The organism is Arthrobacter sp. ISL-65, assembly GCF_018613795.1.
Classification (GTDB): domain Bacteria; phylum Actinomycetota; class Actinomycetes; order Actinomycetales; family Micrococcaceae; genus Arthrobacter.
The window spans coordinates 13,857-35,016 of record NZ_JAGGPN010000065.1 but is presented as its reverse complement, the minus strand read 5'-3'; the positions used below and the strand labels follow the sequence as shown (position 1 = coordinate 35,016).

General features: G+C 65.7%; 20 protein-coding genes and 1 pseudogene. 10 read left to right on the top strand and 11 right to left on the bottom strand.

Going from position 1 to position 21,160, the window contains the following annotated elements; all coding sequences use genetic code 11:
* The first annotated feature begins 539 nt into the window (after positions 1-539).
* From J7I85_RS23725 to J7I85_RS23715, 3 genes are all read left to right on the top strand, one after another.
* Entirely contained in the window at positions 540-1,049 is a 510-nt protein-coding gene (locus J7I85_RS23725) for a hypothetical protein (protein WP_214858112.1), read from the top strand.
* A 155-nt stretch (positions 1,050-1,204) separates the two neighbouring features.
* Positions 1,205-1,633 carry a DUF4440 domain-containing protein gene (locus J7I85_RS23720; protein WP_214858110.1) on the top strand — a complete coding sequence of 143 codons (429 nt, stop codon included), beginning with the start codon at positions 1,205-1,207 and terminating at the stop codon, positions 1,631-1,633.
* Between the two features lie 233 nt (positions 1,634-1,866).
* Complete coding sequence (locus J7I85_RS23715) at positions 1,867-2,604, top strand: hypothetical protein (RefSeq protein WP_214858108.1); 738 nt, start codon at positions 1,867-1,869, stop codon at positions 2,602-2,604.
* A 149-nt stretch (positions 2,605-2,753) separates the two neighbouring features.
* Here J7I85_RS23715 and J7I85_RS23710 read toward each other — a convergent pair whose 3' ends face one another.
* Positions 2,754-4,430, bottom strand: a complete 1,677-nt coding sequence (locus tag J7I85_RS23710) for a thiamine pyrophosphate-binding protein (protein WP_214858107.1) — start codon at positions 4,428-4,430, stop codon at positions 2,754-2,756.
* 119 nt (positions 4,431-4,549) lie between these two features.
* Positions 4,550-5,053, bottom strand: coding sequence for an Lrp/AsnC family transcriptional regulator (locus tag J7I85_RS23705; protein ID WP_214858105.1), 504 nt, complete (start codon positions 5,051-5,053; stop codon positions 4,550-4,552).
* 93 nt (positions 5,054-5,146) lie between these two features.
* Here J7I85_RS23705 and hisC point away from each other — a divergent pair, with 93 nt between their 5' ends.
* Positions 5,147-6,256 carry a histidinol-phosphate transaminase gene (gene hisC / locus J7I85_RS23700; RefSeq protein ID WP_214858102.1) on the top strand — a complete coding sequence of 370 codons (1,110 nt, stop codon included), beginning with the start codon at positions 5,147-5,149 and terminating at the stop codon, positions 6,254-6,256.
* Positions 6,257-6,311: 55 nt separating this feature from the next.
* On the top strand, positions 6,312-7,736 hold the full coding sequence (locus tag J7I85_RS23695; RefSeq protein WP_214858100.1) for an amino acid permease: 1,425 nt from the start codon (positions 6,312-6,314) through the stop codon (positions 7,734-7,736).
* Positions 7,737-7,803: 67 nt separating this feature from the next.
* On the opposite strand, the gene J7I85_RS23690 is transcribed toward J7I85_RS23695, so the two are convergent.
* From J7I85_RS23690 to J7I85_RS23665, 6 genes are all read right to left on the bottom strand, one after another.
* Complete coding sequence (locus J7I85_RS23690; RefSeq protein WP_214858098.1) at positions 7,804-8,382, bottom strand: hypothetical protein; 579 nt, start codon at positions 8,380-8,382, stop codon at positions 7,804-7,806.
* A gap of 2 nt (positions 8,383-8,384) precedes the next feature.
* Positions 8,385-9,092, bottom strand: coding sequence for a hypothetical protein (locus tag J7I85_RS23685; protein ID WP_214858096.1), 708 nt, complete (start codon positions 9,090-9,092; stop codon positions 8,385-8,387).
* Between the two features lie 183 nt (positions 9,093-9,275).
* Positions 9,276-10,961 (bottom strand): multicopper oxidase family protein, encoded by a 1,686-nt coding sequence (locus tag J7I85_RS23680; protein WP_214858092.1) that lies wholly within the window; start codon positions 10,959-10,961, stop codon positions 9,276-9,278.
* 301 nt (positions 10,962-11,262) lie between these two features.
* Complete coding sequence (locus J7I85_RS23675; RefSeq protein WP_214858090.1) at positions 11,263-13,116, bottom strand: glycoside hydrolase family 15 protein; 1,854 nt, start codon at positions 13,114-13,116, stop codon at positions 11,263-11,265.
* Positions 13,117-13,142: 26 nt separating this feature from the next.
* On the bottom strand, positions 13,143-13,619 hold the full coding sequence (locus J7I85_RS23670) for a hypothetical protein (RefSeq protein ID WP_214858114.1): 477 nt from the start codon (positions 13,617-13,619) through the stop codon (positions 13,143-13,145).
* Positions 13,620-13,963: 344 nt separating this feature from the next.
* On the bottom strand, positions 13,964-14,350 hold the full coding sequence (locus tag J7I85_RS23665; protein ID WP_214858083.1) for a TfoX/Sxy family protein: 387 nt from the start codon (positions 14,348-14,350) through the stop codon (positions 13,964-13,966).
* Between the two features lie 43 nt (positions 14,351-14,393).
* Between J7I85_RS23665 and J7I85_RS23660 the strand changes: the two genes are divergently transcribed.
* A complete protein-coding gene (locus J7I85_RS23660) occupies positions 14,394-14,549 on the top strand; it encodes a hypothetical protein (protein WP_214858082.1) in 156 nt (51 codons plus the stop codon).
* A 226-nt stretch (positions 14,550-14,775) separates the two neighbouring features.
* Positions 14,776-14,979 carry a cold-shock protein gene (locus tag J7I85_RS23655; RefSeq protein WP_190606256.1) on the top strand — a complete coding sequence of 68 codons (204 nt, stop codon included), beginning with the start codon at positions 14,776-14,778 and terminating at the stop codon, positions 14,977-14,979.
* A gap of 188 nt (positions 14,980-15,167) precedes the next feature.
* On the opposite strand, the gene J7I85_RS23650 is transcribed toward J7I85_RS23655, so the two are convergent.
* Entirely contained in the window at positions 15,168-16,997 is a 1,830-nt protein-coding gene (locus J7I85_RS23650; protein ID WP_251024769.1) for an SARP family transcriptional regulator, read from the bottom strand.
* Between the two features lie 121 nt (positions 16,998-17,118).
* Here J7I85_RS23650 and J7I85_RS23645 point away from each other — a divergent pair, with 121 nt between their 5' ends.
* Positions 17,119-17,286, top strand: a complete 168-nt coding sequence (locus tag J7I85_RS23645) for a hypothetical protein (RefSeq protein ID WP_214858078.1) — start codon at positions 17,119-17,121, stop codon at positions 17,284-17,286.
* A gap of 94 nt (positions 17,287-17,380) precedes the next feature.
* Here the strand turns inward: J7I85_RS23645 and J7I85_RS23640 are convergent, their stop codons facing one another.
* Together J7I85_RS23640 and J7I85_RS23635 are read right to left on the bottom strand one after the other, a co-directional pair.
* Positions 17,381-17,878 carry a hypothetical protein gene (locus J7I85_RS23640; RefSeq protein ID WP_251024768.1) on the bottom strand — a complete coding sequence of 166 codons (498 nt, stop codon included), beginning with the start codon at positions 17,876-17,878 and terminating at the stop codon, positions 17,381-17,383.
* Between the two features lie 253 nt (positions 17,879-18,131).
* A complete protein-coding gene (locus tag J7I85_RS23635; RefSeq protein WP_214858075.1) occupies positions 18,132-18,866 on the bottom strand; it encodes a FadR/GntR family transcriptional regulator in 735 nt (244 codons plus the stop codon).
* Between the two features lie 190 nt (positions 18,867-19,056).
* On the opposite strand from J7I85_RS23635, the gene J7I85_RS23630 reads away from it, so the two are divergent.
* Together J7I85_RS23630 and J7I85_RS23625 are read left to right on the top strand one after the other, a co-directional pair.
* Complete coding sequence (locus tag J7I85_RS23630; RefSeq protein WP_214858066.1) at positions 19,057-19,602, top strand: gluconokinase; 546 nt, start codon at positions 19,057-19,059, stop codon at positions 19,600-19,602.
* A gap of 52 nt (positions 19,603-19,654) precedes the next feature.
* Positions 19,655-21,059, top strand: a pseudogene (locus tag J7I85_RS23625) (GntP family permease).
* The last annotated feature ends 101 nt before the right edge of the window (positions 21,060-21,160 follow it).

Sequence of the window (21,160 nt, the reverse complement as noted above, 5' to 3'; positions counted from 1 at the left end):
CATGCGCCGCTACCCAACCTAACCACAAGGCCGTTTTCTCAAACCCCCAACGCCGCGGAGCGGCTCCCCAGCTCGTAACTATGTTTCATAACCCTCAGGCTTAATCGGCGTGGTCATCGTTAGTTACGAGACACATGAGGGATGCACATGACGAAGCTAATGGGCTATGCACGCGTTTTGACGCGGCAGCGGTCAACTGGCCGGCAGCACGCGGACCTTCTGGCTGCGGGTGTTCGACGCGGTGGCCTCTATGTGGCTGCAAGTGATGCCTGAGCCGGCAAACTCGGCTAGCAACTAGCGATCCGCTGGGGTTCTCAGCCCGTCGGAGTCCGCCGGACAAACCGTCCGAAGAATCTTTGATTCACCCTGAGTAGCTATCCGCTTGCTGGTCCCAGAGAAACGCTTAGGCCCTTTCGGCCGCAAGCGGCAGAATGTGATCCAGCGGTCTTACATTTGGTCTGCTTCGGCGAAGCGGAACAGAGGGTCAAGAAGGCCCGTTGCGACGACTTTCGTGACGTCCCAGATTAAGGAACACAAATTTGCCGATCAATAAACAGACGCTGAAAGACGACGGGTTCTCCGGATTCAGATCGTTTGATCAGCTGGATATCAACCGGGTTCCACGGGCCCCCGGACTCTACGTAGTGCTCAAACCCGAGGGCTTCGAGCGGGTGTTCCTTGCGAAGAGCTTGGGAGCCCGCTTCAAGAAGCGAGATCCCTCCCTGCTCCAGCCCGCCTTGGAGGCGGAGTGGATCGAGAACGCGGATGTCCTCTACATCGGAAAGGCCAGCCCAGGAAGCACGGGCAACCGCGGACTGCGAAAGCATATTCAAGAGTTCACTGACTTTGGCCGCGGGAAGCCTGTCGGCCATTGGGACGGGCGGCTCATTTGGCAACTCGCCGACTCTCAATCGCTGGTTATCGCGTGGAAGGAGTTGGCAGCAGAGGAGGTGAACCTGGCCGAAGCCGCCTACCACGCGGAGTTCGTCAAGATTTACGGAAAGCTGCCCTTCGCCAACTTGGTCCAAGCCAGGACGAAGGGAGCATAAGCGTTGGAGGCGATCCGCCCGATCTTCAAGTCGCGGTAGGTCCGGCAGAACGTGGGTTAAACCACGGCCACCAATGCGGAGGTGCTATCCGGGGACGGTGGGTGCATACTGGCGGCAGCGCCAGAAGGCGTGGTCCCTTTGGAGTGGTGAGGGTGATGGTTGATTCAGACTTTGATGGCGTGGTCGAGCGTCTGCGTGCCGCGCTTGCCGAAATCCTGAAGGGGGATCCTGCGCCCTGTCAGGCGCTGTTCGCCAAGAACGACGAGGTGACGCTGGCCAATCCTTTCGGCGGCGTTTCCCGAGGGCGGGACAACGTCGCGGCCAGCATCGCCAAGGCAGCGGCGACTTACCGTGACGGTGAGGTCGTGTCCATGGAAAACCAGGCCACCGCCGTCGTCGGGGACCTTGCCTACGTGGTGCTGATCGAGCGGTTCAGGGTTCGGGTTGCGGGGCGGGCCGATCCGGACGACGTGGCCCTGCGCACGACGAACATCTATCGTCGGGAGGGCAACGAATGGCTGCTTGTCCACCGCCAGGCCGATCCCCGGGTTGATGCACAGGCGCCCGAGTCGGTAGTCCAGTAAGGCCCCTCGTCGCCCGAGCGCGACCGCGGCCAGCACGCCGTCGAACATCCTGCTGAACGGAGCAGCCGGGACCTCCAATAGATGCGTTTCACGTCGCCCATTTGGTCTCCACAGTCTGGTTTTATTTGTGGGTTCTGCTTCGGGGCGGACTGCACTACCTTTCTTCTATGGCCATGGCAACGTTGCCCTGACCCTTGACAGGAATTTCTACTCAGTGAGGAGTGGGAAAGGTCATGCCTTTACGGACCAAAATTTCTATTGGTGTCCTCGTCTTGTTGCTGGTTGTCGGCGGGGGAGTGTTTTTGTACAACGACAACATAAAAAAGAGCCGAGCCGGGGAATACAACCCCGAGATAAGTCCTGCAGATTTCACCACCAACATAACCAATAAGTACTTCGCACTCCCTGTCGGCAAGAAGATGACGTATGAGACGACCGACCAAGGAGGAGTCACCGAACGGATCGAGATTGAGATCCTGCCGGAGAATATGCAGATAGAGGGCTTTGAGACAGTCGTCTATCTGGACAAGGAATACAAGAATGGGCAGCTGGTGGAAGAAACCAGGGACTACCTCGCGCAACACAAGAACGGCGACGTGTGGTACTTCGGGGAAGATGTGAATAACTACTGGAACGGGCTGCTGCTGCACCACTCGGGCAGCTTCCTCCACGGAAAAGATGGAGCAAAAGCCGGGATTTGGATGAAGGCCGACCAGCGCACTGGCGATTCCTATCGGCAGGAATTCTACATTGGCAACGCGGAGGACATGAGGGATACCGTCGCCACCGGCCAGACCGTTTCCACGAAAACCGGCAAATACACCGACTGCGTCAAGGTCTACGACTGGACGCCGCTTGAGAAGAACTCACGGGAGCACAAATACTACTGCCCCCAGGTCAAGTCGTTGGTCCTGACCGAGGACCTGCAGACAGGCAGCCGGTCAGAACTCGTAAATGTTGTCCAGCCCTAGGTGCAACGGGAAGGCGACGCCGGCTGTGCGCGGTGCGAGCCACAACAACCGGTGACCCGAGTTTTTGTCCAGATAATGGCCGCTTAGAGGCCTTTTGGAGCCATTATCTGGACAAAACTCCCCTACATTTCCGGCGGGCGATCCGGCACCTAGCTGGCGACCGTCTCCTTTGTAGTCTCCTTTGCCTTCATCCATTCGCTCATCCACGGGGCCCGGACGCTCGAGGTGATGCGGCAGTCGGCCACGAAGGTGCCCTTGGCGCCGGCGTCGATCCAATCCGTGAGCGCGGAAAGGTCCGCCAGGGTGCGGATGATCGCGGATTCCGCCCCTATCGCGCGGGCAATCCCGCTGAAGTCCACCTCGGGGATCAGCATGGGCTTTTCGGTCAGGCCCTGCGAGCCGTACTGATGGATCTCGGCCCCGTAGGCGGCGTCGTTGTAGATCACGACGACGGCGCTGCTCGCCGCGCCCACTAGCGACTCCAGGTCGGACAGGCCCATAAGGAATCCGCCGTCCCCCGCGGCCAGCACCAGGGTGTTGCCGTCGTCCACGGCCCGGGAGGCCCCCACGGCGCTGGCCAAGCCGAGCCCGATCGACTGGTAGGCAGTTCCCACCATGACCAGGTCCTGGGGACGCGGGATGCGCCAGTACATGGGTGCCCAGCCGAGGAAGTGCCCGCCGTCCTGGACCACGGTGCGGCGTTCCGGCAGGACCGCATCCAGTGCCGTGGCAAGCGCGCGGGGGTCAAGGCGGCCGTCCGGGGTCTCCGTGGTGCCGGGGTGGTGGCAGGGCCCTTCGGCCAGCCGCTTGAGGGCTTCCGCGCGCCAGGCCTTCGATGCATTGGCCCCGGACGGGGCGGCGTTATCCAGCAGTTGGAGGATCCGGGCTGCCGCGGCCTTGGCGTCCGCGCTGACGAACATGTCCACCCGCGGGTTCGTCGGCTCCATGGCGGCGTCGATCTGGATCACGGTGGCGTCAGGGCCGATCAGGTGGCCGAAGCGCATGGTGAAGGGGCTCAGGCTTGCCCCCGCCACGAGCACTACGTCCGCCTCCTCCATGAGCCCGGCGGCGGTATCCGTGCCGAAGCCGCCCGCTACGCCGAGGTAACCCTCGCCCTGCAGCAGGTTCAGCGCCAGTGCCGTCCCGGCCGTGAGCGCGCCGAGACGGTCGGCCAGTTCCCGGAGTTCGGGGCCGGCTCCGGCGAGGTGCGCACCGCGGCCGGCAAGGATGAGCGGCCGCTTCGCGCCGGCCAGCAGTTCCGCCGCCCGTCCGAGTCCGCCGTCGACGTCGTCCGCCACCGCAGCCGCCGCCGGCGGCACGGGAAGCTCTTCCTCCGCCGCCTCAAGGGCCGCCAGGTCGTACGGAATAGCGATCACGACGGCGGTCCGCCGGGCAAGTGCGTACTCCACCGCTTCCTGCGTGATGGAGCCCGCAGATTCACGGGTGACCGTGAAGGTCGCCGCACCCAGCCCGGCGGCGATCGCCGTCTGGTCCACGTCCCAGGGACGGGCGCCGCTGCTCGGGGCGTCCCCGGTAACGAGCACGACCGGGATCTGCGCCTGGACCGCTTCCGCGAGGGCCGTCAGGGCGTTGGTGTAACCGGGGCCGTAGGTGGTGGTCCCCGCCGCCAGGCGCCCGGATGCCCGGTAGTAGGCGTCCGCCGCCGCGATGGCGGCACCTTCATGGCGTACGGCGGTGAAGCGGAGGCCCTCCTTCTCGGCGGCGTCCAGGAAGTAGACGTTTCCGTTGCCCATCACACCGAACACATCGCTGAGATAGCTGCTGAGAACCTGCGCCACGCGGCCGGACACTGTAAGTGAAGTCATGCAGGAATCGTCAGCTCTGGATGCTTGATAGGCAAGAGACGGTATATCTGCTGGGATTTTTGTCAGCCAAGACATGGAAATAGTGAAAATATGCCCAAGTGGCGTGGGTCACGGTCATCCTAGCCCGGCAGGCGGCTCTCCTGCTGCGAGAGCCGGTTCAGCAGGCCGTCGAAGCGGGGCGGCATAAGTTCCAGGACTGAAATGGCCGTGCTGGTCCGCTGGATCCCGTCGATTTCGAGGATCTGGTTGGTGATGCGGTAAAGATCGGCCGTGTCCCGGGCCACCACCTTGGCCATGAGATCCGCGTCCCCGGTGGTGGCATGCACCTCGATGACCTCCGGGATCGCTTCGAGTCCGTTTTCCACCGCGCCCGCGCGGGTCTGGCTGATGGCCAGGGAAAGGAAAGCCATCAGGCCGTACCCGAAGGCCGCCGGGTCCAGCCTTCGGCTGAAGGACCTGAGGGCGCCGCCGCGTTCGAGCTTCGCCAGGCGGGCATGCACCGTGTTCCGTGCGACGCCGAGTGTCCGGGAAAGTGCCAGGGCGCTGGCCTCCGGGTCCTCGTCGAGGGCGAGGATGATCCTCGCGTCCAGGGAATCGAAGGTGCGGGAATTCGGGATGGTCATATTTTCACCACAGACACTAGAAGTTGAGCAGAAATCCCAAGGGATCCAGAGTATCTTGCAATGTGGTCCGGGTCACTTCCATGATCAAGTCTCATGACCACAGATCAGATCCGGACGGCTGCCGAAACCGCGCTCCCCATCCTGCGTGCGGCGGTTACCGGCCTCCCGTCCTACGTCCCCGGCCGGCGCAGCGCCGGCGAGGACATCGCGGCACTCGCCAGTAACGAAAGCCACTACGAACCCCTGCCCGCGGCCGCCGCCGCCGTGGCCGAAGCGGCCAGCAGGATGAACCGCTACCCGGACATGGCCGCCGTCGAGCTCCGGGAACGGATCGCCGGGCACCTCGGCGTCAGCGCCGGGGAAGTCGCGGTGGGACCCGGCAGCGTCGGCGTCCTCCAGCAGATCATCACCGGGATCTGCGACGCCGGAGATGAAGTGATCTTCGCGTGGCGGTCCTTCGAGGCCTACCCCATCCTGGTGGAGCTGGCAGGTGCGCGGCCCGTCCGCATCCCGCTGGACGACGCCGAGGGCCACGACCTCGACGCCATGGCCGCCGCCGTCACCGAACGGACCAAGGTGATCCTGCTGTGCACCCCCAACAACCCGACGGGCGTCCCTATCAGCCATGAACGCATGGACGCGTTCCTCCGCTCCGTCCGCTCCGACATCCTCGTGGTGATCGACGAGGCCTACGTGGAATATGCCGAGGCAGGCAGCGGGCCCGACTCCCTGGCGCTCTACCGTGAGTACCCGAACGTGTGCATCCTGCGCACCTTCTCGAAGGCCTACGGGCTGGCCGGCCTGCGCGTGGGGTATGCAGTGGCGGCTCCGGACATCGCGGAGGGGCTGCGCCGGACCGCCATTCCCTTTGCGGTGACCGCCCTGGCCCAGAAGGCTGCCGTCGCTTCGCTGGACGCGGCCGACGAGATGCAGGCGAGGGTCGCCGTCGTCAGGGAAGAGCGCTCGCGGTTGGCCGCACGGCTGGAAGCGCAGGGCTGGAAATTGCAGCCAAGCCAAGGCAACTTCCTGTGGATCCGGGCAGACGATGACCTCACGGCGAGGCTCGTGGCCGCCTTCGACCAAGCGGACATCCTGGTCCGGGCCTACCAGGGCGACGGCATCCGGATCACCGTTGCCGACCCCGCTTCCAACGACCGCGTGCTCCAGGTCATGCAAGCCGTCCTGCCAGCCCACGCGGCCTGAAACCCCCAACCCGTTCCACCTTCACCCGTTCGACAGACAACCCAGAGGACTCCCCATGGAACAACAGACAATGACGTCTGCCCCGGCGCTTGGCGCCGCCCTGAAACCCCGCCAGCTCACAATGATGGGACTCGGAAGCGCCATCGGCGCGGGTCTCTTCATCGGTTCGGGCGCCGGCATTCAGGCCGCCGGCCCGGCGGTGCTGATCTCCTACCTGGTCGCCGGCACCCTCATCATCCTGGTGATGTGGGCCCTTGGTGAGATGGCTGCCGCCAACCCGGACAGCGGCGCCTTCTCCGTCTACACCGCCAGGGCCTTCGGGCCCGTGGCCGGTGCCACCGTTGGCTGGCTCTGGTGGCTGCAGCTGGTGGTTGTCATCGCGGCTGAAGCACTGGGTGCGGCAGGCCTGCTTGCCACGATCTTCCCCGCCCTGCCGGTTTGGCTGATGGCCTTCGTGTTCATCGCGGTGCTCACCGCCGTGAACCTCACCCGGGTAAAGAACTTCGGCGAATTCGAGTTCTGGTTCGCGTTGCTCAAGGTGGCAGCAATCGTCGGGTTCCTCCTCATCGGCGTCGCCCTCCTCTTCGGCTGGCTGCCCGGCGTCCAGTCGCCGGGCGTGGCCAACTTCACCGGAGGCGATTTCGCTCCGCACGGTTTCGCAGGGATCGCCACGGCGCTCTTCGTGGTGGCTTTCGCCTTCGGCGGCACCGAGATTGTCTCCGTGGCCGCAGCCGAAACCCAGGATCCTGCCCGCAGCGTCGGAATGGCCGTCCGCACCGTCCTCTGGCGCATCCTCATCTTCTACATCGGCGCGATCTTCATCATCGCGGCCGTGGTTCCGGTGGGGTCGGCGGGCCTGAAGAGCCCGTTCGCTGCCGTATTGGAGGCTGCAGGCATGCCCGGCGCAGCCACCGCCATCACCCTGGTTGCCGTCGCAGCACTGCTCTCCGCCCTCAACGCCAACCTCTACGGCGCCTCCCGGATGGCGTTCTCGCTCGCCGAGCGGGGTGAAGCGCCGCGCTCGCTCGCTTTCTTGTCCAAGGCCCGGGTCCCGGTTGTCGCGGTCCTGGCCAGCGTCTCCTTCGGCGTCGTCACGGCAGTGCTCGAGGTGGCCTTCCCGGAGAAGGTCCTTCCCCTCCTGCTCAACATCGTCGGCTCCACATCCCTGCTGGTGTGGACTTCCGCCTTGCTCGCCCAACTTGCACTGCGTCTCCGCGCGGACCGTGAAGGAACCGCCCTTCCATTGCGAATGGCGGGCTTCCCCTGGCTGACGGGCGTTGCCCTGCTCATTCTGGCGGCCATCTTCACGGTCGGCTTCATCGGCGAGGATTCCCGTCCCCAGCTCCTGAGCACGTTCGCCCTCGTGGCGGTCCTGGCGGCGGCGAACTGGCTGCACCACCGTTCCATGAAGCGCTTCGCCAAGGCCCCGGGCCGCGTGGAGTCTTCAGAGCGCGCCGAGCCTCCGGTGCTCATCGACTGAACCCCGGCTGGGGGATTCCGCGCAAAGTGGAGGGCGCGTCCGGCCTGGCCGGGCGCGCCCTTCTGCGCTACGAGGCGGCCGAATTGAAGCCGGGGTCGGTGGTCGCGGTCTCCAGGAGCCGGTCGAAGCTGCGGATGCCGTAGTCCGGCGGCGCGGCTGCGATGACGATCCGCGTCGTGGTGACCACCTCGGTCTTCGGCTTGGCATTCTGTTTCGGCTTCGGCGAGGGTTGTCGGACGACCTTCAGGTGCAGGCCGGACACCCCGTTCACAGTCAGGGGCAGGCTCCCGCCGTCGACGAGAAGTGAGCGGAGCTCATCCGGCGAGAGTTGCTTGGTCCGGTCCGCCGTCAATTCGAGAATCACTTCGTTCACTGTGGCAGTCAGACGCTGCAGGAACGCCCGCTCGCTCGCACTCTTTGCCCGGATGCCCAGCGCCGTGAAGGCGGTGGCGAAGAGCGCGACAAACAGCATTGTGGCGCCGACGTCCCGAAGGCCGGGCACGAAGAGCATCAGGATCAGGCACAAAACGAATCCGACGACGGAAAACCCGCCGAACATGGCACCCGCCTCTTCGCCCGGCCTGCCGGTCCATTGCTTGGAGGTGAAGCTGCAGACTTCCCGGGACTCGGTCCGTGGAGTTGGCATGATCAGTTCCCTTTCACTTCCAGTAAGGCCTCGGCCAGGATGATTGCTTCCCGCGCCTCCCGCAGACTTTCCCGGAGGCCCGGATCCGGGAAACCGAGGCTGGTGCCCTCCGGGGAAACGGCAAGATCATCGGCGGCCTTCCGCAGATTGTCCCGCTCCAGCGCGAGCATCCGCGACGACGTCAGCTTGACTCGGCTCTTCTCCAGCTCAAACAGCGACGAGTCGATCTGGTCCCGGCGCGCACGGATGGCGCGGCACACCCCCTGCACGCGCTGCGTACGGCTCCTGAACATCCGCTCCATCTTGGCTGCAACGTCATGAAGCTCCCTCAGGGTGCTGTATCGCCGCGCCTCATGCGTTCCGCCGTGCCGGGCCAGGAGCTGACTGATGAGTGAGAGACGCTGGCCCCACAGCTCGAGCCCTGTCTGGTTCTGGGCGACGAGCAGTTCCGCAGCGCCGAGGGCCGTGGCCAGGGCATCCCGCCGCGGAGTCAGCTTGCCGGCCGCTGCGTCCAGCCGCGCGATGAACTCTCCGTAGTTGTCGAGCGCGGGACCTTCCTCCCAGCTGGCCACCGCCATGGTGGGCCGGGCAGGCGGTCCGTTGGCCGCCGTCGAGCTTTCCCTTGCTGTTCCGATACGCGGGGGATTCGCCGGTCTTTGCGGCGGGACTGCGCGGGGTTCTTGTCCGGAGTCAGGTGCGCCGTCACTCATGATCAGTCATCCCCATTCATGATTCGTCCAGGGCGGCCTCACACCGTCCACGAACGAAGCAGGAGCGCCCGCGCACCTGCCTGTGGATGCTCATTGTAGAACCCGGGACTGACGTTGTCTGCGGGCTCGGTTTCGGCAGGCTCAGCCAGCTGCTTCCTGTCACCTCTCGGTCACGGATTCACCTCATGTCCCTGGCGGAAACAGGGGCCTATACACCGGCGGGAAGGCGTTCGCGGGCAGGGGGTCACGCTTGGGCGGGTCAGCAGTGATGGGGTCGTTGATCCGCGAATTACCCATTGCGTACTGAACCATCATGTCGTGGTCCTCGTGCACCAGGTTGTGGCAGTGGATCATGTACCGCCCTCCCTCCTGCGCCGTGGCGTCGAACTGCATCAGCGTGGTGATGGACTCGTTCTCACCGGCGTAGAAGACGTCCTTGGGGCCGAGCTCCCAAGCGAATGGTTTGCCGCCGTTGGTGTTGCGGGCGATGATTTTGGCGTCGACCAGGTGGATGTGGACCGGGTGGAACCATCCTCCGGATTGGTTGATGATGGTCCACTGCTCGACGGCGAACGGCTGCGGGTTGCCGAACAACTTGGTGAACCCGGACCTTTCCACGTCGTCCCAGAGGACCCCGTTGATGCTCCATTGGCCGTGCTGGCGCTCGAACCTGAGCTGCCTCTTCACCGTGGCCATCTGCGGGGTCAGGCTCATCGTGTCGATGCCGCCCAGGGACGCCCTGGGCGGCCCTCCAGCGTCCAGCCTCGACGGGATAGAGGAGATGGACCCTGCCCTGGACCCCGAATCGGCGACCACCTGGAATCGCATGATCTTGTCCGTGTTGGCAAAGTCGATGTTGTTCTTGTTGCTGAGGTTGCGCAGGTCAACCGTCTGCCCGGTCCTGTACCTGCGGAAGTCGATCAGGATTTCGGTGCGCTCCGCAGCGCCCATTCGCCATGACGAAACGGCCTGGACTACCGGCGTCATGCCGGCATCGGTGGCAACGATGTGAACGGGATCACCATTGGAGAGGATAGGCCGGTAGGAGCGTGCGATCGATGCGTCGAGCACGCGGAAACGATAAATGCGTGGCTTGACCTTCATGGTGGGCCAAGGCACCCCGTTGACCAGGATCACGTCACCCCACAGCCCCTTTTCGCCGTTGTCGTTAAACGCGAGCGAGCCGTCCGACTGGAACAGCGCGTCGGAAAGCATCAACGGCACGTCAAACTCCCCTTGCGGCAGCTGCGCCCCCTCAAAACGGTCCGTCAGCGGGTAGAGCCCGGCCAGTCCCGTATATACATTCTGGGCAGTGATGTGGTGCTTGTGGTCGTGGTACCAAAGCGTCCGCGCTGCCTGCCTGTTGGGAAAGTGGTAATTCTTGAAGAAGCCGGAAACGGTGATGTCATTGGCATAGCCGTCGTACTGGGGCAGGGACGCCGAGCCGTGCAGGTGCGTGGACGTGCTGAATGCCCCCGGCTGGACCAGACCTTGCTGGGGGAACGCATTACGGATCCGCACCTCAATCCGGGTGCCCTGTTTGGCCCGGATAGTGGGACCCGGGAAGATTCCGTTGAACCCGGCCACGGTGGTGGTGAGGCCCGGCAGCATGCGGGCCTGTCCGAGTTTCTGGGTGAGGGCGTAGCGCTCGAATGGTCGTTTCGGGTCACCGCCGTCGAAACCGCGCTGGAACGGAACGAGCTCCGGGGGCCGCCGGAAGACAGCCCTGTACGGGACGGGCGTGTTCTGCGGCGCAAGCTGACTCCGGCTTATGGGCTTTGCGGTTGCCGCTTCAGCGCCGCCAGCCAACACACCGGTGATGGCAGCGCCCACCACACCCAGTTTCAGTACTTCCCTGCGAGACGTCATTGTCTCCTCCAGACATTGGGATCCTATGTATTCACATACAGCGGACCCGCGACCAATGGCCGCGAGTCCGTCCTCCCCTTGGCGATGCAGAGACCTGAGGTGCAACAGGCCCTAGTGTCCGGCGAACGCGTTGGAAAAAGCTTGCCGACGTGGCCTGCGCTTCAACCCAAATGGGGCGTTGACTGCCGAGCACGCCTGCATCCCTGGTCCTGCACTTGGAACCAGTGGTTCGCGTCCCGAGCCGTTCCGGACACCCCGTCGGTGGCGCTCAGCCACGGGGTCGGCCTTGGTTTCGACGTGCTCAACCAGCGGGCTCGACCTTGGTTTCGACGTGCTCGGTTTCGACAGGCTCAGCCAGCGACTGTCCGCGCGCTGCGTCCCGGAGGGCCAGCGCTGCCTGGACCAGCGCGGCGTGGGTCAGCGCCTGCGGATAGTTGCCGAGCAGGGCCCCTGAGCCGGGATCGATCTCCTCGCTGAACAGGCCCAGCGGACTTGCGTGCCCAAGAACGGCCCCGAACAATTCCGAGGCCTCCGCTGCCCGTCCCGTGAGGGCGAGGGCCTGGGCGAGCCAGAACGAGCAGGGCAGAAAAGCCCCCTCATCGCCGGGCAGCCCGTCCTGGCCCTGCGGGTAGCGGTAAAGGAAGGGGTAGCCGGCCGAAAGCTCCGACCACACCGCATCCACCGTGCCCCGCAGGCGGTCCGAGTCCGGTGACTCGAAGCCGGTCACCGGCAGGATCAGCAGGGCAGAATCGAGATCCCCCGAGCCGTACGAGCGGGTGTACGTGTTCTTAGCGGCGTCGAATCCACGGGTCCGAATGTCGGCGGCAATAGCGTCCCGGGCGCCTTCCCAGCGGCGCCGCCGCCGGGCGCCGATGCGGTGGCTCTCGGCGATGCGCAAAGCCCGGTCCAAAGCCAGCCAGCCCATGATCTTGGAATGCACATGGTGCGCCGCGTCAGCCCTGATTTCCCAGATGCCGGCGTCCGGTTCCGGCCAGCGCCGAGCCACGAGATCTGTGAAGCCGCGCATCGCCCGCCACGTCTCCGAATTGAGCCGGTGCCCCTGCCGGACGAGGTTCCACGCGGCGTCGAGGACCCAGCCATAGCCGTCGAGCTGATGCTGGTGCGCGGCCCCATTGCCCACCCGCACCGGAGCGCTGCCCGCGTAGCCCGGCCAGCTCTCCAGGGTGCGCTCGCGGGGGACATGTCCTCCGGTCAGGGTCAGCAGCGCCGGCAGCCGGGGCCGCTGCAGCCTGCTCGCGTGCAGGAGCCAGTTCAGGAAGTTCAGGGCCTCGGCGTCCTTGCCCAGGCCGAGGAAGGCGGCGATGCCGATGCTGGCGTCCCGCGGCCAGGCGTACCTGTAGTCCCAGTTCCGGATGCCGCCCGGGTCCTCGGGCAGGGACGTGGTGGGGGCTGCGACCGGCGCGCCCGAGGGGGAGTAGGTCAGCAGCTTCAGCGTCAGCAGGCTCCGCAGGACCGCTTCGCGGAACGGGACGTCCTGGCTGATGGCGGACGCCCACTCCCGCCAGCGGGCTTCGTCGGCCTCCACCAGATCCCACGCGGTTTCGGGATCGACCCAGACCAGGGGTTCCGTGGACGCCAGGGCGAGCACCATCACAACGGGACGCCCGGGCTCAACGGTGATTGCCGTCGTCGTACCCGGCTCCACCCGCAGCCCGCCGCTGACGCCGAGCGACATGGCCAGGGCGCCCCAGTCGCAGACCAGGTGCCGGTCCTGCCGGACACGGGGGCGGAGGTGGCGCTCGCCGAGGCGGGGGTTAAATTCGACGGCGGCCTCCGCCGGTGCGCCGTCGGCCTCCAGCCGCCGGATGAGGAGGGTGGTGGGCAGCAGTCGGCCGGATACTTCCGCCACCATCGCTTCGGCGAGTGTCAGCGTGCCGCCGTCGGTGGCCCAGACCGTCTGGAGCGTTGCGGTATGCGTGCGGTAGCGGCGCACGAGGGGCTTGGCTGGCAGGGCGGGGCCGGCGCGGAAGGTGCCCGCGTCCGGTCCGCCGAGCAGTGCACCGAAGACGGGATCACCGTCGAAGGTGGGTGCGCAGAGCCAGTCGATGCCGCCGTCGGCCGAGACCAGGGCGGCCGTGCGTGTATCTCCCAGCAGGCCGTAGTCCGCAAGGGCGGGGGAGTGCCTGGCTTCCATGGTGCGTCCACCTTCTCTCGCTAGGGTCAGCTGGCCGTGAGCAGCAGCCCGAGCAGTGAGCCGTAAACCAGATGGGCCGCCACGGCCACCGCCGGCGTCTGGATTCCGTAGTTCAGGCCCAGCAGGCCCGGAGGTTCGAGGGCGGCCCGGCTGGCCGGACCCGCCCTGGTGCTGGCCATTCTGGGATGGATGCCGGGCAGCAGCGGCAGGATGACGGTCAGAGCCACGGCGACGTGCAGGAGTCCCAGCAGCGCGCCGATCCACCACGTTGCCTGGCCCAGCAGCGCAAACACCGCCGCGTAGCCTAGAGCGAAGACCTGCCCTGCCGCGAGGTGGATGAAGAAGCCGGCGATCCGCGCCTTGTCCGGATCCGGAGTAACCAGACTGCCCAGGACCAAGGGCAGGTCCAGCCGCGTCCAGCCGGCCATCTGGCAGGCAATCATCACCGCGGTCAGGGCTGTGGTGGCGAGCAGCCCGAACAGCGCCCAGCCTTGCCAGTCCATCTCAACCACCGCCCCGCTGCTTGCGAGTGCGTGCCGCTCGTGCCGCTTCCATGACGCACCTTCTAAAACTAAGTAATCTAATTTTAGAGCGTGGGATGAGCGGTGGGCAAGGGCACTCCGCCCTTCCTAGAACGCGGAAACGGTCATATGACACACGGATTCGCGTGTCCTCGCTCCGAAGATGTGTCCTCAGCGGCGGAGATTAACAGGCTCGATCACCGGTACACGGGGCCCGGTTTCGAAGGGCCCAACCAGCGGGCGGCGGGACACGGAAACGATGCCGAATTTTGTACAGACAACGGCCGCGTCCGCGCCCACCAGCGCCACCGTGGCCGACGAAATGGCTACTTCTTGGCCGCCTTAGGCTTGGGTTCCTTCGCGGCCTTGGGTGGCAGGCTGGCGACGTACGCGAACGCCTTCTCTGTCCAGGCCCTGGCCCGCGCGTCGTCGCCCTCGCCCTCTTCGTTCCAGATCTCGGGCAGACCTGTGTACCCGCCCATGGGGCGATCGGCGGGACCGAAGGGAACAGTGCGCTCCCCGGACTCGAGCGCCTCCCGGTCCTCGTCGGAGAGCTTGATGCCGATGGTCGGCCCGAACAGCCCGGCGAACATGTTGCCGTTGACGAACGCCCCCAGGTTGCCGAACATCGGCTTGATGACCACCTCCGGATGGTCAGGCACAATAGCCCGGAAGTGCTCCTTGTCAGCCTCGGTCGCTTTGGGCATTTCCATCGGTGCGCCTCCGGGTAGCAGGGCTCGGGCAGAAGGGGTGGGAATGGCTGTGCGCCATCCCCTGCCCCGGATCATACGCCCGGCCGTCGGCCCCGGCCACCGTCTGCATGACGACGACGGCGGGCGGCTGGGGCGGGTGGCCGACGCCCGGTTTGTGGTGGCGTACAGTCCGGCGCTGGACGGAAACGGGCAGGAGTAGGTTTTTTGTTGCGCTGCGCTGTCTAGAAAGGTTGATGCCTCAACTTTGTCGCCTAGTCACGAAATTGTCCTGTACAGTTGATTTCGTTGTTGTGTTTGCATTGTGTAGTTCAGGCAGTACGCGCGGTCGAAAGTCCGCGTCTTTCTGAAGTAGCGGTTTTGAACACCCCACACCGGAGGACCCGAAAGTCGGGACAGTTCCTCCACCTTCACGAAGGACAAAAATAATGGCTACTGGTACCGTCAAATGGTTTAACGCTGAAAAGGGCTTCGGCTTCATTTCCCCCGATGACTCCTCGCAGGACGTTTTCGCGCACTACTCCGCGATCAACTCCGGCGGATTCCGCTCCCTCGAAGAGAACCAGAAGGTTTCCTTCGAAACCGAGCAGGGCCCCAAGGGTCCCCAGGCCGTCAACATCCAGGCTCTCTAATTTTCTAGAGAACCGGGACCGTTAGGTTTCGAGCAGGGTCCGTCTTCACGACGGGCCCTGCTTTTGTTAACCCGGTTGTGCTGGCACCGCCGCTGACTGAGCCTGTCACCGCTGAATGAGCTTTCGCCGCTGCTTGAGCTTGCCGAGATCAAGGCGGGCGTGGTTTCGACAGGCTCAACCCGCGGGTGTTAGAGCTGGCCGCGGGCTGCCAGGAACGCTGTCAGTGCGGGGCTGTCGATCTCCTTCGCCAGCCACGGGATGGTCTGGGCTGCGGTGTCGTTGCCGAGCACGGCGCGGTGGGACTGTGCCCGCACCACGAACTCGCGCATCCCGCTGCGGCTAGCAAGCGCGCCGAGACGCTCGACCACTTTTCCAGCATGCTCAGACCTTGCCGCGATGGCCACCTCCGCCGCAACATCAAGCAGCCGGGCCGAATACCAGAGGTACCAGGGCTTGGGCTCCATCCCCCTATCGACCCAGTGCTGTGCCGCAGCAAGGTCGCCGTGCGCGAGGAACAGCCGAGCTTCCGCGCCAGCCGCCAGGGCCATGTAACAGTGGTCCCCGGCCAGGTCCGCCATCACCCACGACCGGTCGATCATTTCCGCGGCAGCCTCGAGATCGCCCGCAGCAAGGTAGGTCTCGCCGCGCACTCCGGCAACAAAGGGTTCGAACGCTGTCCAGTGCTCGGCGAGGATCCATTCCAATGCGTGGTCCAGAGTCTCGGCCGCCGGTTCCAGCTCCCCGCGCAGCAGCCACACCCGGCCCAGGAGCGCGCTGCTGAACGCCAGCTGCCGGCGGTTCCGCGCCTCCTTGGCCAGCCTGACGGACGCGGTCAGCACCTCCACCGCTTCGCCATAGCGGGCGGTGTCCGACGCCAGCATGCCCCTGATCGCCAGCACCCGAGCCTGCTCGTCAGGGAATCCGGCGGCGGCCACGCCGGCCCGCTCCAGCCAGCCCGCCGCTCGGTCCGGAACGCCCCGCTGGACGGACAAGTACCCCAGCTCACGGTAAGCGGCCGCCGAAGTGGGGGACGCGCCGTCGTACTTTTCCCACTGCGCCTCCGCCGTCGGTGACTCGGCTGACAGCGCCCGGTGCAGGAAATCCGCCACCTCCGCGCCGCGGCCGCCCGCCTGGTGGATCATCGCCCCGGCCAGCGTGACCAGCGACTCGGCGAGGAGGTGCCGGCTGGGGGTGCGCTGGGCCAGGACGACGGCGAGCCGCAGCTGATCCAGTCCCCGGTCCACGGCGCCGGCTGAGAGCGAGGCGCCGCCGGCGTCCAGATAGGACCGCACGGTCGCCACGGTGGCGGGAATTCCCGGGTCTGCTTCCGGGGCCGCACCCGACAGTGCCCGGCGGATTTCCGGCGGCAGCGGCAGGCCCAGCTCGTCGCGGTAAAGGTTGGCGCATCTGGTCACGTGCTCGCGCGCATGCCGGTGCTCACCGATCGCCACCAGCGCCCGGACCAGCACCGCGTTGCAGTCGGTGTGGAACGGGTCCCGCTGCAGGGCACGCATCGCCAGATTCGCTGCCTCCCGGGGATCGCCCGAGGCCAGCGCGGACACGGAGGACTCGTACAGGAGGGACTGCGCGCAGTTCTCCAGCCGGTAGCGCTGGTCCGCCAGCCATGAATCGAAAACCGGGCAATCGCCGAAGGACAGCCCCTCGAGCAGCTGGCCATTCAGGCTGTGCGGGTCGGGGCGGGGGATGGCACCCGCCCCGACCAGCTCGACGGCGTCGCACCGCCAGGGCGGCTGCAGCGCCAGCCGCAGCGGGTCGCCGTCGAGCGCCACACCGGCGAGGGTCCGCCGGAGCTCGGAGAGGTTCCAGCGCAGGGCGCCGAGGGGATCCGCCGCGTCGGGAAACAACAGCGAGGCCAGCCGGGAGCGCCCGGTGCCTTCCGGCTGGAGCGCGAGGTAGGCCAGCACGGCCCAGGCCTTGCGGCCCCTGGGCTGCGGGGGAGAGGTGCCAGTGGACTCGATCGCCGGCGGACCGAGGAGCCGAATGGTGCTGTCGGCCATACGCGTCATTTTAGCCCCGGCCTTCCGCGGAGTCAGCGGGGCGTTCACACGCTTGCTCACACGCCGGCCGAGCACACTGCAATCACCCCATCCGCAATACTCAAACCGAGGCGCAAACATCATGGCACTGCTCGTTATCCTGCTTCTTACCGGACTCTGGGTTGTCACCGCCACCGTCCGATCCGTCCTCACCGACGGCCGGGGACACAACCCCAGCGTCCGCTCCACCGAGTCGTGGAACGCGGGAGACCTGCCCAGCGTCCCCTATTCCAGCGCCCGGCTCTGGTAGGACCGGGTTCGCCGGGCAGGGTTTCGACAGGCTCAACCAGCGGGAGAACGACGGCGGGAGGCCGGCAGAACTGCCGGCCTCCCGCTATCCCGGGCTACTTGGGGCACTTGAGGTCCGGGTTGTAGGCCGCGAACATGCCGTCAGGATTGTCCCGCCAGACCCACGCGTGCAGGGCGAAAGTCCCGGGGAACGGCCCGTTCTCAAATTTCAGGCCTGCGATTTCCGGCCTCTTCTTGGCCGTGGAGAGGAATTCGACGGCAACCAGCTTGTACCGGCCTTGCTTGTTGGGCATGTAGACCAGCACTTCCGGCTTGCGGGCGTCGGTCTTGGCGTCCACCAACGAGTTCTTGACGTAGTGGAATCCCATGGCGCCAACACCGGGTTTGTCGACGCAGTCAGACCCCTTCTTGTAACCGTCCTCCATCGCTTCGTCCAGCGAACGGTAGTCCTCAGTGATGTCCCTCAGCGTGTGGACCAGTTTGCGCTGCTGGGAGGTCAACTTGGAGTCACGATCATCGTCATCGTGCGTGGAGCTCCCGTAGGCGGCGGCGCCGGGCATAAGTCCTGCGGCCAGTCCAGCAGCCGCGACCAACGAGATCAATCCTGTTTTGCTGCGATACAACATCTTCTTCCAACCCTCTGAGACCGGTGTTTCCAATTCGGTAAGGGTGCGAAGCAGTGGACCGACCCGGCCCACCTTCGCCAGGATGCCGGCAGCCCCGATAGGCCAGCCGGTGGATTACCCGCTCGCGTGCACTGCACGTAGAAGTTTTTGAGCGGCGTTAAGATTATGCGCCTGCCGCCGGGGTTTCGACAGGCTTAGTTTCGCCAGGCTCAATCAGCGCTTAGTGCAGACCCATCGCTTCGCGCACTTCGTCGAGGATGTGGTGCACGGCGCTCTCCGCTGCCGTCGCGTCCCCGGCGGCGACGGCGGCGGCCGCTTCCTCATGGGCGTCGAGGGCCTCGGGCCGCGGCTTGAATGGCATGAGTCCCTGGTGGGTGCGGCTGGTGAGCACCTCTGCCACCATCCCCTCGAGGGATGAGAACATCTCGTTGCCGCAGCTCTTCAGCAGCAGCCGGTGGTACGCGATGTCGGCCGCCAGGAATCCCTCGAGGTCGCCCGCTTCACCCAGCCGGCGCAAGTCGGCGGCCAAGGACACCAGCTGGCTGCGTTCCGCCGCGCTGGCCCGGCGTGCGGCACCTGCCGCCGCTATGGGTTCGACGGCGATGCGCAGTTCCGTGAGGCTGGCGTACTGCTCGGCGCGGCGCTCGGACGCCAGGCGCCACCGCACCAGTTTGGGGTCGTAGACGTTCCACAGATCCGGGCTCTGCACCACGATCCCCACCCGCCGGCGTGAGTAGACCAGGTTCATCGATTCGAGGACCTTCATGGTGTCCCGCGCCACCGTCCGGGATACGCCGTACTCCTGCTGCAGGCTGTCAAGGGTCAGGCGGCTTCCGGACGCCAGGGCGCCGGACGCGATTGCCACGCCCACAGCGTCCAGGACGCGTTCGTGCATGGCGGGTGAGAACCCGCCGTCGTTCGCGTTGTCCGCGTGGTCTTCTGTCGCCGTCGACATGATCCTGCCTTCCTTAGGCGCTGAAGCGCACTTCCAGAATACCGGAACCTGAAGGCAAAGGTATGACCTGTGACACGAAAAGATAGTATCTTTTGGATCAATTGGTGATACCTTATCTCCAGCGCAGTTCGAATCGGGCTGCAGAATGAGCTTCTTCCACAAGCCAAAGACGTCTTCCTCGGAGGTAAACATGCAGTATCCAACCACGCATCTGGTGGTGATGGGCGTTGCCGGTTCGGGCAAGTCCACGATTGCCGCGGCCCTGTCCAAGCAGCTCGGCTGGGCATGCGCGGAGGCGGACGAGTTCCACCCGCAGTCAAACATCGACAAGATGAGCCAGGGCATCCCGCTGCAGGACGAGGACCGCTGGCCCTGGCTGCAGCAGATCCAGAACTGGATGACCGGGCAGGCCCAGGCCGGCCACAGCACCGTGCTCACCTGCTCCGCGCTCAAGCAGAGCTACCGCAAGCTGTTGTCCGAAGCCGAAGGCCGCGTGCTCTTCATCCACCTGCACGGCGAGGCGGACCTGCTCAGCCAGCGGATGCAGGGACGCGAGGGGCACTTCATGCCTCCCACCCTCCTGCCCAGCCAGCTGGCCACCCTGGAACCGCTGACCGCTGAGGAACTGGAGGCCGGAAGCCTCCGCCTGGACATCACCCGCTCCCCGGAGGAACTCCTGACGGAGATTCTGGCTGCCCTCAAGCTCCCGTCCAAGCAGGAGCCCAGCGCCCAATAGGCGCTCAAAACTCTTTCACCTCCCCAACCAAAATCTGTTTCAAAGGAGAACCATGACCATCGAAGGATGGACTCAAACGCTGGGCGCAGGACCGCTGCTGCTCATCGCGGCCGCGGCGATCGGCGTCCTGCTGTTCCTGATCATCAGGCTGCGCATGCATGCGCTGCTGGCGCTGATCGTGGTCAGCCTCGCCACCGCCTTCGCCACCGGCATCCCCGCCAACCAGGTGGTGCCCGTGCTCATCAACGGCTTCGGAACGACCCTCGGAACCGTGGCGCTCCTCGTCGGCCTGGGCGCCATGCTCGGCCGCATCGTCGAAACCAGCGGCGGCGCTAAGGTGCTGGCCGACTACCTGATCGGCATCTTCGGTGAAAAGCGTGCCCCGTTCGCCCTGGGCCTCGCCTCCCTGATCTTCGGCTTCCCGATCTTCTTCGACGCCGGCCTCGTGGTCATGCTTCCCGTGGTCTTCGCCGTCGCCCACCGCCTGGGCGCGGGGAGTGCTGCGCTATGGCCTCCCGGCAGCCGGCGCGTTCTCCGTGATGCACATCTTCCTGCCGCCGCACCCGGGCCCCGTCTCGGCGTCGGCCTTCTTCGAAGCCAACGTCGGCCTGGTCACCATCGCCGGTCTCCTCACCGCCATCCCCACCTGGTATGTCACCGCCTACCTGTACGGCCTGTGGACCGGCAAGAAACTGCAACTTCCGGTTCCGGAGCTCCTCGGCCACGCCACCGCAGAAGCCGAATCCCACCCGCCGCGCTTCCGCACCATCATCGGGCTGCTGCTCCTGCCGCTCGTCCTGATCTTCATCAACACGGGCCTGAACACCTTCTCCGCCTCCGGCGTGCTGCCGGCGGACGTCAAGGACGCACAGTGGTTCCAGCTGCTGCGCGCGCTCGGCGAAACCCCGGTGGCGCTGCTCATCTCCGTCCTCGTGGCGATGTTCGTCCTCGGTGCCAAACGCGGCGTCCACAACGGCGCCCTGGAGAAGCTGCTCGAGACCTCGCTGGGCCCGGTCTGCTCCGTCATCCTCATCACCGGCGCCGGCGGCATGTTCGGCGGCGTGCTGCGCACCTCCGGCATCGGCGACGCCCTGGCCGACGTGCTGGGCAGCATCGGCATCCCGCTCATCTTCGCGGGCTTCCTGATCGCCGCCATCCTGCGCATCGCCCAAGGCTCCGCCACCGTCGCCCTCACCACCACGGCCGGCCTCATCGCCCCGGGTGTTGCCACTGCCGGACTGAACGGCATGCAGATCGCCGCGCTCGTCATCGCCGTGGCCGCCGGTTCAGTGGTGGTCTCCCACGTCAACGACTCCGGCTTCTGGCTGGTGGGCCGCTTCTTCGGCATGGACGTCAAGACCACGCTGAAGACCTGGACCGTCATGGAAACCCTGATCGGTGTGATGGGCTTCGCCATCGCCGCCACCATCTTCGGCGTGGCCGGGCTGGCGGGTTAGCGTCATTTTCTCAAGTACGACGGCGGGAGGCCGGCAGATCTGCCAGCCTCCCGCCGTCGTTCTATTGTCCGGCGAACCTGTCTCCGCTGATCGAGCCTCTC

Coding starts and splice junctions, on each gene's coding strand:
- J7I85_RS23720 (WP_214858110.1), top strand. CDS start 1,205: ATGGTTGATTCAGACTTTGATGGCGTGGTCGAGCGTCTGCGTGCCGCG.
- J7I85_RS23715 (WP_214858108.1), top strand. CDS start 1,867: ATGCCTTTACGGACCAAAATTTCTATTGGTGTCCTCGTCTTGTTGCTG.
- J7I85_RS23710 (WP_214858107.1), bottom strand. CDS start 4,430: ATGACTTCACTTACAGTGTCCGGCCGCGTGGCGCAGGTTCTCAGCAGC.
- J7I85_RS23705 (WP_214858105.1), bottom strand. CDS start 5,053: ATGACCATCCCGAATTCCCGCACCTTCGATTCCCTGGACGCGAGGATC.
- hisC (WP_214858102.1), top strand. CDS start 5,147: ATGACCACAGATCAGATCCGGACGGCTGCCGAAACCGCGCTCCCCATC.
- J7I85_RS23695 (WP_214858100.1), top strand. CDS start 6,312: ATGGAACAACAGACAATGACGTCTGCCCCGGCGCTTGGCGCCGCCCTG.
- J7I85_RS23690 (WP_214858098.1), bottom strand. CDS start 8,382: ATGCCAACTCCACGGACCGAGTCCCGGGAAGTCTGCAGCTTCACCTCC.
- J7I85_RS23685 (WP_214858096.1), bottom strand. CDS start 9,092: ATGAGTGACGGCGCACCTGACTCCGGACAAGAACCCCGCGCAGTCCCG.
- J7I85_RS23680 (WP_214858092.1), bottom strand. CDS start 10,961: ATGACGTCTCGCAGGGAAGTACTGAAACTGGGTGTGGTGGGCGCTGCC.
- J7I85_RS23675 (WP_214858090.1), bottom strand. CDS start 13,116: ATGGAAGCCAGGCACTCCCCCGCCCTTGCGGACTACGGCCTGCTGGGA.
- J7I85_RS23670 (WP_214858114.1), bottom strand. CDS start 13,619: ATGGACTGGCAAGGCTGGGCGCTGTTCGGGCTGCTCGCCACCACAGCC.
- J7I85_RS23665 (WP_214858083.1), bottom strand. CDS start 14,350: ATGGAAATGCCCAAAGCGACCGAGGCTGACAAGGAGCACTTCCGGGCT.
- J7I85_RS23660 (WP_214858082.1), top strand. CDS start 14,394: ATGGCTGTGCGCCATCCCCTGCCCCGGATCATACGCCCGGCCGTCGGC.
- J7I85_RS23655 (WP_190606256.1), top strand. CDS start 14,776: ATGGCTACTGGTACCGTCAAATGGTTTAACGCTGAAAAGGGCTTCGGC.
- J7I85_RS23650 (WP_251024769.1), bottom strand. CDS start 16,997: ATGGCCGACAGCACCATTCGGCTCCTCGGTCCGCCGGCGATCGAGTCC.
- J7I85_RS23645 (WP_214858078.1), top strand. CDS start 17,119: ATGGCACTGCTCGTTATCCTGCTTCTTACCGGACTCTGGGTTGTCACC.
- J7I85_RS23635 (WP_214858075.1), bottom strand. CDS start 18,866: ATGTCGACGGCGACAGAAGACCACGCGGACAACGCGAACGACGGCGGG.
- J7I85_RS23630 (WP_214858066.1), top strand. CDS start 19,057: ATGCAGTATCCAACCACGCATCTGGTGGTGATGGGCGTTGCCGGTTCG.